Consider the following 13,227-nt stretch of genomic DNA (forward strand, 5'->3'; position numbering starts at 1 on the left):
GCAGCCGCCCCGGATCAGCGGACCAGCAGACCGGAGATGGTCACAGCCAGCGTCCGGCCCACTATCGCGGCGAAATCCATCCGCAATGCGGCCACCGCGGGATCGGCGGCGTAGGCGGCTTCGATCGCGGCCGTCGGCTGACTGTGCGGCCAGGCCGCGGTGGCGATCAGCACGGCCACGGCGGTCAACTCCTGCGCGTCGGCCGGGTCCAGCTCCGGCAGGTGCCGCCGCACGAGCGTGACCAGCGCCTCGGCGGATCGCATGACCGCGTGCTTGTGCGCGATGACGACGTCGGCGGACACGTTCTGTTCCAGCACCGCGGCCTGCGCGCTGAGCAGGTCGCACAGTATCGGTTGCCGCGCCAGCGAGTCGGCCAGGAGCGTGGCGAGCCGGTCCCCGCGCTCGCGCGGTGTGCCCGCGACCGGCTCCGCCGCATCTTCCAGTGCGACGATCCAGTCCCGCACCTGCGCGTCCAGCAGTTCGAGCAGGATTGCCTCACGAGATTCGAAGTAGCGCAACACATTCGACTTGGCCAGGCATACCCGGCGGCTCAGCTCGTTGAGGCTCAGTTTCGCAGCGGGCATCTCGGTCAGCATCTCCGCCGCGGTGTCGAGGATCTTCCGCCGACGCTCGGCGCGCTGCTCATCGCTGCGGGCGCGCTTGAAACTCACGAATCACATCCTAGTCGACCACCGGTCTCTTGTTAAAAGACCATCGGTCCGTTACGGTCGTAGATATTACAGACCGCCAGTCTTTTAGGAGTTCACGATGTACCACGTTCCCGACCAACACGGAAAACTCGCCGTCGTGACCGGCGCGAACAGCGGAACCGGCAAAGAAACCGCCACCCGCCTGGCAGCGGCGGGGGCGCGCGTGATCCTCGCGGTGCGCACACCGGCCAAGGGCGAGCAGGCCCGCGCGGAGATCCTGGCCCAGCACCCGGCCGCCGAGGTGCAGGTCCGTCGCGTCGACCTGGCCGACCTCACCTCCGTCCGCGACTTCGCCGAAAGCCTGATCGCCGACGGCGCCCCGCTGGATCTGCTGGTGAACAATGCCGGCGTGATGACCCCGCCCGCTCGCCACGAAACCGTCGACGGATTCGAATTGCAGATGGGCAGCAACTATCTCGGCCCGTTCGCACTCACCGTCCGTCTCCTGCCGCTGCTGTCGGCCGCGCCCGCACCCCGGGTCGCCACGATGAGCAGCGGCGCCGCCAACTTCGGCCGCATCGACTTCGACGACCTGCAATGGCAGTACAGCTACCGTCCGACCCGGGCCTACTCGCAGTCCAAACTGGCCGATCTGATGCTGACGCTGGAGCTGGCCGACCTCGCCGCCGAACGCGGCTGGCCGCTGCTGTCGACCGCGGCGCACCCCGGCTACACCCGAACGAATCTGGCCGCCACCGGCCCGCACCTCGGCGGCGGCCGTCCGAGCCTGGTGGCCCGAGCCGCGCTCAAGGTGGCACCCTCGCAGGGAGTCGAGCAGGGCAGCGAGCCGCTGCTGCACGCCGCGACCAGCCCGGATGTCGTGCCCGGCGGCTACTACGGCCCGCGCTGGGAAATGGTCGGCCCGACCGTCGTCGCCCGGCCGCCCCGCCGCGCCCTGGACAAGACCGTCCGTGCACGCCTGTGGAACGAATCCGAACGACTCACCGGCGTATCCGTTCCCGCTCAGGTCTGAGCCTCATCCGGTCGGCGATCCCGGTGGCGAGCCGCGGGCAGGTCGGAGACCGCCGGGACGAATCAGCCTCGGCCGTGGCGGCGTTCGTACGCTTCGCGTTCAGCGGCGACCCGTCGACGTTGCCCACTGTCGGCGAGGGCGGGGTCGAGGCCGTGACTGGTGAGACGGGCACGGCGGTAGACGTACATGAGCGCGGCGGTGAAGTAGATCAGCGGCAGGTACAGCAAGGCCATCATGGCCAGCCGCATCCACAGCGGACCGGGGATCAGCAGGAACAGGCACAGCAGGGCGAGGATCGGGACGAGGATGCGCAGCAGGTAGCGCCGCGCGGCCCCGGGGCCGGTGAGGTCGTCGATCACCCAGGCGGACATCGGCGGCGGTAGCGTGCCGCCGCAGATGTACCGGATGCGTTGCGCGAGCGTCGGTGTCGTGCGGTCGTTCATCGGCGGACAGGTCGTCTCGGGGCCGTCACAGGGTCCTGGCCAGGCGGAGTTTCAGCGCGGCGAGTTCGTCACGGAGCGCTGCGGGGAGCCGGTCGCCGCCGATCGAGGCATACCAGTCGTCGATGGACGCGGTTTCGGCGATCCACTCGTCGGTGTCGACCGCCAGCGCCTGCCGGACCAGTTCGCGTTCGGCGTCGTCGAGGCCGGTCAGGTCCAGGGCGTCGGCGGTCGGCACGTACCCGATCGGGGTGTGCACGGCCTCGGCCTCACCGTCGAGGCGTTCGAGGGCCCATTTCAGCACGCGCACGTTGTCACCGAAGCCGGGCCACAGGAACTGCCCGTCCGCGCCGCGGCGGAACCAGTTGACCTGGAAGACCTTCGGCAGCTGCGCACCCTCGCGTTCGGCCATCGACAGCCAGTGCGCGAAGTAGTCCCCGACGTGGTAGCCCAGGAACGGCAGCATCGCCATCGGATCCCGGCGCACGACCCCGACCTGCCCGGCCGCCGCGGCGGTGGTTTCCGAGGACAACACCGACGCGGTGAACACCCCGTGCGCCCAGTCGAAGGTTTCGGCGATCAGCGGGATGGTGGACTTGCGACGTCCGCCGAAGAAGATCGCCGAGATCGGCACCCCGCCCGGATCGTTCCATTCCGAGGCCACCGACGGGCACTGCTCGATGGGAGTGCAGTAACGCGAATTCGGGTGTGCGGCGGGGGTTTTCGAATCCGGCGTCCAGTCCTTGCCGTGCCAGTCGATCAACCGGGCAGGCGGCGTGCTCAGACCCTCCCACCACACGTCACCGTCGAGGGTGCGGGCGGTGTTGGTGAAGATCGAGTTGCCCTGCTCGATGGTGGCGATCGCGTTCGGGTTGGTGTGCGTCCCGGTACCCGGTGCGACGCCGAAGAATCCCGACTCGGGATTCACCGCGTAGAGCCGACCGTCCGCGCCCAACCGCAGCCAGGCGATGTCGTCGCCGACGGTTTCAGCGGTCCAGCCGTCCAGGGCCGGTTCGAGCATGGCCAGGTTGGTCTTGCCGCACGAGGACGGGAACGCCGCCGCGATGTAGTGCGTCCTGCCCTGCGGGGAGGTGAGTTTCAGGATGAGCATGTGCTCGGCCAGCCAGCCCTCGTCCCGGCCGATCACCGACGCGATCCGCAGCGCGAAGCATTTCTTGCCCAGCAGCGCGTTGCCGCCGTAGCCCGAACCGTAACTCCAGATCTCCCGATGCTCGGGAAAGTGCGAGATGTATTTGGTGGTGTCGCACGGCCACGGCACATCGGCCTGCCCGTCGCCCAGCGGCGCGCCCACCGAATGCAGGCATTTCACGAATTCGGTTCCCGGCGTGAGCTTTTCCCAGACCGGCACACCGGAGCGGGTCATCACCCGCATCGACACCGCGACGTATTCCGAATCGGTGATCTGCACACCGAATTTCGGATCCGACGCGTCGAGCGGGCCCATGCAGTAGGCGATCACGTACATCGTGCGCCCGGCCATCGCGCCGCGGTAGCGCTCGGTCATCACCGCGCGCATGTCCGCCGGGTCCACCCAGTTGTTCGTCGGACCGGCGTCGGCGCGATCCTGCGAACAGATGAATGTGCGGTCCTCCACCCGCGCCACATCGTCGGGGTCCGAGACGCACCAGAAGGAGTTCGGCTTCGCGTCCAACGGGACGAAAGTGCCCTTGTCCACGAGTATCTCGGTGAGCCGGTCCCACTCGGCGCGGGACCCGTCGCAGAACACGATGCGGTCCGGCGCGGTCAGCTCGGCGGTCTCGGCGATCCAGGACAGGATTCCGTCGTGCTCGGTCGGTGCCTGCACGGTGGCCACGGCGTCGGGGTGATCGATCACGGCGGAACTCTCTTTCGTAACTGCCAGGGTATTCAGTTTAGAAAAACAGCAAACAGACGTGTCGTGCGGGGTCCCGCCCGAGTCGAACCCGGCTCAGGCGGTGTGTTCCAGGGCCTCCGCCTGACCTGCCACGACGCCGGTGAGGATGGCGCGAGCCGCGGCCAGCAGTTCGGCCACCTGGGGTGTGGTGATCTCGTAGGTGACCGACAGTCCCTCGCGCCGACCGGTGATCAGCCCGGCGCGACGCAGAATCGCCAGCTGCTGAGACAGATTCGCCGCCTCGACCCCGATCTCGGACAACATCTCCGCGACCGTGTGCTCACGCTGGGACAACAGCTCCAGGACGCGGATCCGCACCGGGTGCCCGAGGGTTTTGAAGAACTCGGCCTTCATCTGATAGAGCGGCCTGCTCGCTCCGGGCATGATCAGCCACTCCCTTCCAACGGCGGCCGGTGTCGATGACGACCACCGGCCTATTGTTTGCAGAGTTTAGCAAACAGGGTAAATATGGTCCGCAGCGCCGCCCGGGTCGTCGCCCGCTCGGCCGACGCCGGAGCCCGCGTCACACCTCGGGCTGGTACAGCCGGGTCGGGGTCGCCCGCCCGCGCAGGACCACGGCGTCGGCCGCGTTCCAGGAATGTTCGGCAGCGGCCGCGACGGCTCGCTCGGATGCGAGCGGCAGCCGCGTGTCGCGCTTGGCGAGCTCGGACAGCCGGGCCGACTCGTTGACCGGATCGCCGATCACGGTGTACTCGTAGCGATCCTCGGCGCCGATATTTCCCGCGACGACCTCACCGTAGGAGACGCCCACCCCGGCCTCGATACCGAGATCGGCTGCCGCGAGCTCGCGCGCGATCTCCGCGGCGGCTTCCAGAGCCGCGCCCGCCGGATCCGGATGCGGGGTGGGCGCGCCGAAGACGGCCAGTGCGGCATCGCCCTCGAACTTGTTGATCAGCCCGCCGCGGCGGTTCACCGCGGCGACGACCACGCCGAAGAACCGGTTGAGCGTCTCGACCACCTCGTGCGGCGGGAGTCGGGTGGCCATCGTCGTCGAACCGACCACGTCCACGAAAAGCACTCCGACATCACGGATTTCGCCGCCCAGCCGAACGCCCCGGTCCAGGGCCGCGCGCACGACGTCGGGCCCGACGTGCCGACCGAAAAGATCACGCAGCCGCTCTCTTTCGGTGAGACCGTCGACCATCGCGTTGAAACCCGCTTGTAGTTCCCCCATTTCGGTGCCGTCGTAGACGACGATCGTCTCGGTGCGGCCGTCCCGGCGAACCTGCTCCATCCCGCTGATCACCGAACGCAGCGGTGCGCCGATCCGGTCGGTGCCCAGATAGGTCAGCAGCAGGCCGGTGCAGAAGGAGATCGCCCCGATGATGCCGACCGACAACAGCAGATCCGGCTTGGTGGTCCGGTCGTCGGCGGCCCCGAACGCGACCACCAGCACGACACCGAGCACGGGCACCCCGGATCCGAGCAGCCAGGTCACCAGCGCGCGCACGGTCAGATCCCGGCGGCGCATGCTCGGGTGCGCGGCCAGCGCCAACGCCGCGTACGGCCGCATCGCGAATTCGGTCAGCAGGTAGGACGCCGCGCACACGACCACCGCGCTGAACAGCGACACCAGCACCGCCTTGGGGATCAGCTCCGGATCGCGCATCCCGTACAGCGTGGCCACCAGCGCCGTGCCGACGATCCACAGCACCGCCTGCATCGCCGCGAGCACCCACGGCGCCCGAAACGCCGAACGGGCCTCCTGCCGGGTCGGGGCCGGATCGGTGTCCGAGGCCCAGCGAAGCATCCGCATCACCACCGCGGTGCCCAGCGCCGCACCGACGACGAAGGCGACCACCACGTAGATCGGCAGATATACGAAGACGATGTCGTGGACCTCGGGTGCGAACACGTCGGGATTGGGGATCCCGACCGTGCCGAGCAGAATCACCACGCCCACACCGACCACGTTGGCCGTGAGCACCCACAGGGTGAGCAACAGTTGCACTCGGCCCCGGCGCCGCTCCGGGGAGTCCCGGCGCGAACCGAGCAGGATCGACCCGTATTCGATAGTGCTGTGCGACAGATTCATCGCGGGTTTGTCATCCTGGACGCTCGACACTCGCTCAGCGTATCGAGGGTGCCGACCGTATTCGGCGGATCCGCCTCTCGGCTCAGTGGGCTTGCTCGGGTTGGGCGAACAGGCCGAGCAGCGCGTCCGGGATTTCGCCGCCGAACAAGCTCTCCAGGATGACGGGCTCGTCCGCGGTCGCTTCGCTGCGCGGGAACATCGCCTGCTCGTATTCGGTGAGTGCGGCCTCGACGTCGTCGGGGTGCGCGGCCAGGGAACGGGCGAGTTCGGCGCCGTCCAGCATCGCCAGGTTGGCGCCTTCGCCGTTCGGGGCGGTCAGGTGGGCGGCGTCGCCGATCAGGGTGACGCCCGGCACTCGCTCCCAGCGATGCCCGATCGGCAGTGTGTAGAGTCCGCGGAAGTTCGGCGGGGTGTCACTGTCGGTGATCAGTGCGGTGATTTCCGTTGCCCAGCCGTCGAATTCGCGTGCGATGCGGGCGGTGGCCGCCGCGCGGTCGGTGAAATCGATGGCGTCGAACCACGCGAGCGGCTCGGTGAACATCACGTAGGCGTGCAGGGTCGCATCCTTTTCCCGGTGCGCCATGATCTGCCTGTCGGGCGAGGTGCCGTGCGCGCTCATCGTCCCGCCGCCAACGGCTTTCGCGACGATCGGATGCCGTACGTCGGCGTCGAACAGGTAGGTCTCGATGAACGAGTCGCCGGTGTACTCGGGTGTGGCGTCCGACAGCAGCGGCCGCACCTTGGACCAGGCGCCGTCCGCGCCGACCAGCAGGCTCGTGACGACGGTGCTGCCATCGGCGAAACTCACCTCGTGGCGGCCACCACCCACCGCGCGAACACCCTTGACCTTGCGACCCCACTGCACGGTGCCCTCCGGCAGCGAATCCAGCAGCATCTGCCGCAGCTCGCCGCGCTGCACCTCGGGCCGTCCGCCCGAGCCGTCGTCGTCCTTCTCGAACAGGACGTTCCCGTCCTGTTCGACGAACCGCATCGCCTGGCGGCCCTCGAGGATCAGCCCCTCGAACTCGTCCATCAGGCCCGCGGCCCGTACGGCGATCTGGCCGTTGTAGTCGTGGATGTCGAGCATTCCGCCCTGTGCTCGCGCCGTCGGCGAGGTCTCGGCCTCGTAGACCGTCGCGGCGATACCGTGCACGTGCAGCACCCGGGCCAGCATGAGTCCGCCGAGACCGGCGCCGATGATCGTCACTGAAGTAGTCATGGCAACGACGATGCCCAGCGGTAATTGCACCGTCCTTGCACTCACCTTGCATCCTCATGCATGCGGCCGAAATACCGTCCATGACAGGCGATAACGCGTGCACGTCCGATCTCGCAAGTGAGATCCGCTGCGGCTCAGCACATCACATCGTTCGCGGACGAGCCACGACACCGCGACCACCGATCCGAACGAACCTCGCCGATCCCGCGGAAATCGGCTGTCGCGGCGATCGCGCCGTTGTTAATGTGCGAGGCGGTGAGAATTCGGAGGAGGATCTCGTGCGCGATGTCGACGACACGGGTGAGTCGCACGGGGGTCCAGCATGACTCGGGCCGGGAACACCGGTGATTACCGGTGGGGTGTGGCCGAGCGGATCGCCGTCGGAGCGGCCGGCCTCTCGCTGGTGATCGCACTGGTTCTGATGATCGTGACGGCCTGGCCTCGGACGTTTCACGGGGCCGCGGTCGCCGCACCAGCACCGCCGACACCCGCACAACCGCAACCGGCCTCGCTGACAGCACCGCAGATACCGGGCTGGCAGGCTGCGGTGTCGACCGACCGGAACGCCGCATTCGATCTCCCGCCCACCTGGTACGTGGAGGGCCCGGGGTGGGTGTACGGATACCGGATCAAACAGATCAACATGCAGATCGCTTTCAGCGGAGGCGCGCAGTACCGGAAGGCCACCTGTCCCAGCGATCACTCGACGAACAGCAACTCGGCGATCGCCGGCGTCGGCGGATCGGCGATCACCGATCTGGCCGCTGCGGCAAGCGATTCCGCCCGCCTCTGGGCGTGGGGGATGTTCAGCGATGACAACGCCCCACTCGCGCAGGTCACGCTCACCGATCCGGTGCCGATGACCGTGGCCGGCAAACCGGCCATGGCGGTAACGGCGACCGTCCCGAAAACCTACTGCGCGGACGGCCGCAGCGGGGTCCTGCACGCGATCGCGTTGCCGGGCAACCGCAATCAGCCGGTGGTTTTCGTGGTCGGCGCCGAACAAGGCATCCCGGACGCGGCGAGCGACGCGGATATGCAGAAGATGCTGACGAGTGTGCGTCCCGCGGGACTCACTCCGGCCCAATGCAAACAAGGAAATGTCGTTGGAACCTGGTGTTGAGAACCGATCACTGCTGAATGTCGTTGCAGCACAGGGGGTGCTATCACCTGATGAGCTGCGGCGGTTCGGTGCGGATCTGGCGCGACGGCTGGCCGCGGCAACGGGTCCGCACGGCGGCATCTCCCCGGCGACAGTCGTATTCACCACGACCGGCGTGGAGGTGAACGCAGCACCGACGCTGGCACAGAGCGCCGGATACGTTGCGCCGGAAGTCGCTTCGGGCGCTCCCGCCGACGCCGCGGCCGACGTCTTCGCACTCGGCGCAGTTCTGGTCTACGCCGCCACCGGCGTCGGCCCTTTCGGCACCGGAGCTCCGGTGGAACTGCTGAACCGCACACTGACCTCCGAACCCGATCTCGGCGCGGTCCCGCCGCAACTACGACAGATGGTGGCGGACTGCCTGTCCCGATATCCGCAGCAACGGCCGAAGGCCGCCGACCTGGCCACGCGGCTGGCACTTCCCTTCTCCCCAGCCGATCCATCCGCACAAACCGTTGTCCCGCACCAGAACTCCGCCGGGCAACCTCCGCAATCCAGCGTCCTTCGTGCCGAGCCGACCACTCCGGCAGCGCAATCCACCGGTGCGCCCGCGAAACCTGCAGCTCCGGAAGCACAATTCACCGTCCCGCCCGCACAATGGGTCGCCACACCGGCGACGCCCGTCACGCCTCCGGGCCACTGGGGAACCGCACAGGCGCACGCCGAATCACCGGTGAATTACGCTGCACCGCAGGTATTTCCGCCTGAACGGTCACGATCCCCGCGTCGAGCCGTGCGCATCGCGACAAGCGCGCTGTTCAGCGTGCTCATCCTGGCGGCCGCGGTAACCTTCGCCGTCGTCTGTCGCCGACCGGCGGATGCCACCGATCCCGCCGCGGCATCGCGGGCGGTGATCGCGACCGACGAGGTGAGCGCCCTGGCGGTGTCGCCCGACGGGCGGCGAATCTACGTGGGCAGTTGGAAGCATCCGGTGGTCTCGGTGATCGATACGACCTCGAACACCATATCGAGGCTGATCGGCGTGCCGCAGGAGCCGACCGGGCTCGCGGCATCCGCCGACGGCGCATACCTCTACGTGAGTTCGGAGAATGCCGTATCGGTGATCGCCACCGCGTCGAACACCGTCATCGGAGCCGCCATCGCCGATGCCGGTTCGACCCCGCACGGCATCGCGGTCTCCCCCGACGGCACGCATCTCTACACCGCGGACGGACTGCGCGCGACGGTGACCGTGCGCGATGCCGGGACCAGGAACGCCACCGCGACGATCCCGATCGGCGCGGGCGACGACATGGCGGTCGCGGTCGCGGCCACGCCGGACGGCCGTCACCTGTTCGCCACGAGAGCCGGCGAGATCGCGATGATCGATACCGCCACCTCCACCGTCGCCGCCCGATCCGCATTCGACGGAATCGAAGGAATGGTCGTCGCCGCTCCCGACGGCCGGTCCGTCTATGCGGTGAGCCAATTCTCGTCCACTCTGCACATTCTCGACGCGGTCACCGGAGCCGAGACCGGGACGGCGAAGTTGCCGGGCATGAGCACCGGCCTCGCGGTATCCCCCAGTGGCCGTTACGTATTCATCGCGAACAAGGCGTACTCGTCCGATCGGACCTCCGGAGATATCGAGGTGTTCGACACGGCGAGCAGAACAGTGGTCGGCGGCCTCCAATCCGGCGTCGGCGCAGGACATCTCGCGATCACCCCGAACGGTCACCGGCTGTACGCGTCCCCGCTGGAGACCGATAGCACCGGTGTAGCGGTCGTCGACATCAGCCGCTACTCCTGAGCCCGAGTCCGGAGATCGAACCGATCACCCCCGGAAGTACCACCTGATAGTCCGGCAGCGGAGTCGGCGTGCGGGGTGCCATGATGCGTTCCATTCCGGCGAGCGATTCCATGACCGGCAGCCGGGCGATCCTATTGCGGGTGGCGATGCCCAGGCCCGTCCGGGGGATCATCAGTCGCACATTCGGTCCGATCCTGTACTTCTCGGCGACCACCGGGCAGTGCGCTCGCTCGTAATTGCCGAAGGCCGGGCGATGATCTCCGTTCGCGGCGCCCAGTTCTCCGGCCAACCGGTAGCCGCCGGTGAGGGCCAGTTCCGCACCGCCGGAGATGAGGATTCGTGCGTTGATGACGCCCATGGCCGACAACTCGCGCGCGCATCCTCGAGACATCGCTGGAAATGTTCGCGCTGCGCGGCTACTCCAGGGTGTCCGTCCGAAATCGCCGAACACGTCGGGTTGACGAAAACTGCTGTGCTGTTTCACTTTCCGAGCAAGGGAGATATCGTCGCCGCGCTCGTGGATCCACTGGCGCCGCGATACTCGACGGTATCGCCCGCCTGCTGAGCCATCGACGACCGGCGCGGCGGCCCCGCCCCGCACCGCCGCGATCCGCGCACCCCGCACCCCCGGGCGCGGCCGTCCCGGCGTCATGACCGCAAAGATGGTGGCCGCCGCATGCGAGATGCGGGCGAGGGCACCGTCGACGAAATCGCTGCCCGACTGGGCGTCTCACGCGCCACCCTCTACCGACATCTCACACCTTCGTCTCAATAAACTTTTCGAGACCGGCTATCCGTCACACCACGAGTCAGTGATCGTCGTGGTGGTGGTGATCCGCGCGGTCCTGCTGGTCCTGCCGCATCTGGTCCAGCTGGTCCTGGACCTTCTCCCAGTCGCTCTCCCCGTTGACCAACCAGAAGATCGGGTTCGCACCGGGGCCGCAATCGCGGGTGAAGTGCATCCTGCTGCGCGGGCCCATCCTGGTCGGCGGCATGCTGATATTGGCGAAGTTCGTGCAGAACGCGTTGATGGTCACGGTCGCCGGGGTGTAGTCGTTGTCGGTGCAGTCCACCTCCAGACGCGAACCGATCGGCCCGTAGGTGCACGGCACCAGCGTCGAGGCGGCCGCGGTGCCGGATCCGAGCAGCATCGGCGCACTCGCCCCGACACCGATCACCGCGGCCACCGCCGCGAGCCGCCGGGACGCACGCGATACGACACCCGCGCGTCGCGGCGAACCGGACGCGCTCATCTGCTTTTCAGCCATTTATCCACCATTCTTCACAGTCGAATACGCACGTCGAATCATGCGCTGGTTCAATTACTTCTCACGAAATCCCCACACCCACTATTCCCTACGCCAAAAGGTCATCCCACAACGGCTTTCGCAAGAACGCACGATTCCGATCGTATCAATCGGAACCATCGTTCGCAGAGTCGGCGGTGCGCACCGTCGGGAAGCGATGTTCAGCATGCCTTCAGCAAATATCACCGGTGTCTAACTGAAACGTATCCCGGTGTTAACAGAAACAGCGCCGTCCACGATTATGGTCCCCCCTCGCACCACACGACTTTCGGAAAGGGCTCGGCATGACACTCGACACGGATCGGACCGGCGAATCACGGCTGGACATCGGGGCGAAATTATCCGGATATTCGCTGATGGACGCCCTGCTGTGGCGACGTTCCCGCAGATTCGCGCCGGGTATGCAGATCAGCGGCGGTCCACTGGCCTATCGCAGCACCGCCGCGCCGCGACCGCTGACCCGCGACGAGGAAGCCGCACTGGCCTTCGCTGCCTGCGGAATCACCGGGCACACCCTGGCCGAGATGCCGTATCGCGACGGTGACCGGCCGGGCGCGGGCGGCGGCAATATCATCGCTCAGCTGGTGGGCCGCACCATCGCCAGCGGCGACGGGATCCACAGCGTCTCCCTGTTCGTCATCAATGACGAGGGCGTCTCACTGGTGCGCCGACCGCAGGATCTGGATCGAGCCGAGATCCCGGACCTGATCCGGCTCGCACACGACCGCGAATTGTCGGCACTCTACGAACGCGTGCGGGTACAGGTCCGCGACCGCCGGTCGGACGTGCCCCGGGAAGTGCCGTTCGTCCCGCCGTTCAACCAGTTCTCGGCGAATGTCCCGGGAACCACCTATTTCCTTCCCGTCGCCGAGCTCACCGCATTGATGATAAATCTGCTGCTATCGGCTTTCGAGGACGATTTCGCCTTTTACGTACTCGACGAGCGCAATCGATTCCAGCCCGCCGGACTGGCGAAATTCGCCCGCTCGCGCGGCGGTCACCTGAACGACGATCTGTCCTCCGGCCGCGTGGTCACCGCCGGATTCCTGGACACCTGGCTATGCGAGTTCGCCGCCGTCGAGCAGGGCGCCATGCTGCAGAATCTCGGGCTCATGACACAGGCGTTGGGCCTGGGTGGATTCCCGCATTTCGCGGCGCATCCGTTCGCCTGGTATCAGGAGCTCGGCTTCCGGATGAACGATCTGCGGTTCTCCCGGACCATCGGGGCCGGTCCGCTGATGGCGTCGGTGATGTCGCTGACCGGTCGCAACATGCCGATGCCGACGGCCGTCGGATTCGAGCACGACGGCGAGCCGCTGCTGCGCCCGTACTGCCCGCCCTACTACCGGAACATGGAGGAGGCGGTCCTGGCGTTCGTCGATTTCAAGTACGCACCCGGCCGCGGCACCCTGCGCGACGGCGGTGCGAGCAGCAGCTGGAGCGACGGTGCGGCGGTGCAGAGCGACATTCCGAAGGCGTCGGATCGCGCCATCGCCGCCACGATCGCCTACCTGGACTACCTGCACACCCGGTACGGTCGCGTGCCCGCCAACAACGGACCATTCCGGAGCGTGCTGGCCTATCAGGCCGCCGATCTGGACGAGGATTTCTACAACCGTTTCTACGTGCCCGACGCGCTGAGCCCGACCCAGCGCGACCGGGCAGCGCAATGACGGCGTGCAGCCGGGCCCGCAGCGCCCGGAACTGCCCGAGGTA

Annotated in this window: 13 protein-coding genes; 5 read left to right on the forward strand and 8 right to left on the reverse strand. The window is 67.5% G+C overall.

The window, feature by feature from the left end; genetic code table 11:
* Window positions 1-14: 14 nt before the first annotated feature.
* Window positions 15-671, reverse strand: coding sequence for a TetR/AcrR family transcriptional regulator (locus K7711_RS03030; RefSeq protein ID WP_222964627.1), 657 nt, complete (start codon window positions 669-671; stop codon window positions 15-17).
* A gap of 97 nt (window positions 672-768) precedes the next feature.
* On the opposite strand from K7711_RS03030, the gene K7711_RS03035 reads away from it, so the two are divergent.
* Window positions 769-1,683 carry an SDR family oxidoreductase gene (locus K7711_RS03035; RefSeq protein WP_222964629.1) on the forward strand — a complete coding sequence of 305 codons (915 nt, stop codon included), beginning with the start codon at window positions 769-771 and terminating at the stop codon, window positions 1,681-1,683.
* A 62-nt stretch (window positions 1,684-1,745) separates the two neighbouring features.
* On the opposite strand, the gene K7711_RS03040 is transcribed toward K7711_RS03035, so the two are convergent.
* The 5 genes from K7711_RS03040 to K7711_RS03060 form a co-directional block, all read right to left on the reverse strand.
* Complete coding sequence (locus tag K7711_RS03040) at window positions 1,746-2,126, reverse strand: DUF5313 family protein (RefSeq protein WP_222964631.1); 381 nt, start codon at window positions 2,124-2,126, stop codon at window positions 1,746-1,748.
* Window positions 2,127-2,151: 25 nt separating this feature from the next.
* Window positions 2,152-3,978, reverse strand: coding sequence for a phosphoenolpyruvate carboxykinase (GTP) (locus K7711_RS03045; RefSeq protein ID WP_308014427.1), 1,827 nt, complete (start codon window positions 3,976-3,978; stop codon window positions 2,152-2,154).
* 93 nt (window positions 3,979-4,071) lie between these two features.
* Entirely contained in the window at window positions 4,072-4,401 is a 330-nt protein-coding gene (locus K7711_RS03050; RefSeq protein WP_222964633.1) for an ArsR/SmtB family transcription factor, read from the reverse strand.
* Window positions 4,402-4,540: 139 nt separating this feature from the next.
* Complete coding sequence (locus K7711_RS03055) at window positions 4,541-6,103, reverse strand: adenylate/guanylate cyclase domain-containing protein (RefSeq protein WP_308014428.1); 1,563 nt, start codon at window positions 6,101-6,103, stop codon at window positions 4,541-4,543.
* A 52-nt stretch (window positions 6,104-6,155) separates the two neighbouring features.
* Window positions 6,156-7,292 (reverse strand): FAD-dependent oxidoreductase, encoded by a 1,137-nt coding sequence (locus K7711_RS03060; protein WP_222964635.1) that lies wholly within the window; start codon window positions 7,290-7,292, stop codon window positions 6,156-6,158.
* 322 nt (window positions 7,293-7,614) lie between these two features.
* Between K7711_RS03060 and K7711_RS03065 the strand changes: the two genes are divergently transcribed.
* Window positions 7,615-8,415 (forward strand): DUF8017 domain-containing protein, encoded by an 801-nt coding sequence (locus K7711_RS03065; protein WP_222964637.1) that lies wholly within the window; start codon window positions 7,615-7,617, stop codon window positions 8,413-8,415.
* A 37-nt stretch (window positions 8,416-8,452) separates the two neighbouring features.
* Window positions 8,453-10,204 (forward strand): hypothetical protein, encoded by a 1,752-nt coding sequence (locus K7711_RS03070; RefSeq protein WP_222964639.1) that lies wholly within the window; start codon window positions 8,453-8,455, stop codon window positions 10,202-10,204.
* Here K7711_RS03070 and K7711_RS03075 read toward each other — a convergent pair.
* Complete coding sequence (locus K7711_RS03075; RefSeq protein ID WP_222966913.1) at window positions 10,188-10,595, reverse strand: Rossmann-fold NAD(P)-binding domain-containing protein; 408 nt, start codon at window positions 10,593-10,595, stop codon at window positions 10,188-10,190. The genes K7711_RS03070 and K7711_RS03075 overlap by 17 nt on opposite strands.
* Window positions 10,596-10,880: 285 nt before the next feature.
* Between K7711_RS03075 and K7711_RS49230 the strand changes: the two genes are divergently transcribed.
* The gene (locus K7711_RS49230; RefSeq protein ID WP_222964643.1) at window positions 10,881-10,979 is read left to right on the forward strand and encodes a TetR family transcriptional regulator; all 99 of its coding nucleotides are present in this window, start codon (window positions 10,881-10,883) and stop codon (window positions 10,977-10,979) included.
* Between the two features lie 34 nt (window positions 10,980-11,013).
* Here K7711_RS49230 and K7711_RS03090 read toward each other — a convergent pair whose 3' ends face one another.
* Window positions 11,014-11,472: a hypothetical protein gene (locus K7711_RS03090; RefSeq protein WP_222964645.1), complete on the reverse strand. Its 459-nt coding sequence runs from the start codon at window positions 11,470-11,472 to the stop codon at window positions 11,014-11,016.
* Between the two features lie 323 nt (window positions 11,473-11,795).
* Between K7711_RS03090 and K7711_RS03095 the strand changes: the two genes are divergently transcribed.
* Window positions 11,796-13,184 carry a hypothetical protein gene (locus K7711_RS03095; RefSeq protein WP_222964647.1) on the forward strand — a complete coding sequence of 463 codons (1,389 nt, stop codon included), beginning with the start codon at window positions 11,796-11,798 and terminating at the stop codon, window positions 13,182-13,184.
* The last annotated feature ends 43 nt before the right edge of the window (window positions 13,185-13,227 follow it).

It is taken from the genome of Nocardia coffeae (assembly GCF_019890715.1).
In the GTDB taxonomy this organism is placed as follows: domain Bacteria; phylum Actinomycetota; class Actinomycetes; order Mycobacteriales; family Mycobacteriaceae; genus Nocardia; species Nocardia jiangxiensis.

Coding starts and splice junctions, on each gene's coding strand:
- K7711_RS03035 (WP_222964629.1), top strand. CDS start 769: ATGTACCACGTTCCCGACCAACACGGAAAACTCGCCGTCGTGACCGGC.
- K7711_RS03040 (WP_222964631.1), bottom strand. CDS start 2,126: ATGAACGACCGCACGACACCGACGCTCGCGCAACGCATCCGGTACATC.
- K7711_RS03050 (WP_222964633.1), bottom strand. CDS start 4,401: ATGCCCGGAGCGAGCAGGCCGCTCTATCAGATGAAGGCCGAGTTCTTC.
- K7711_RS03060 (WP_222964635.1), bottom strand. CDS start 7,292: ATGACTACTTCAGTGACGATCATCGGCGCCGGTCTCGGCGGACTCATG.
- K7711_RS03065 (WP_222964637.1), top strand. CDS start 7,615: ATGACTCGGGCCGGGAACACCGGTGATTACCGGTGGGGTGTGGCCGAG.
- K7711_RS03075 (WP_222966913.1), bottom strand. CDS start 10,595: ATGTCTCGAGGATGCGCGCGCGAGTTGTCGGCCATGGGCGTCATCAAC.
- K7711_RS49230 (WP_222964643.1), top strand. CDS start 10,881: ATGCGAGATGCGGGCGAGGGCACCGTCGACGAAATCGCTGCCCGACTG.
- K7711_RS03090 (WP_222964645.1), bottom strand. CDS start 11,472: ATGGCTGAAAAGCAGATGAGCGCGTCCGGTTCGCCGCGACGCGCGGGT.
- K7711_RS03095 (WP_222964647.1), top strand. CDS start 11,796: ATGACACTCGACACGGATCGGACCGGCGAATCACGGCTGGACATCGGG.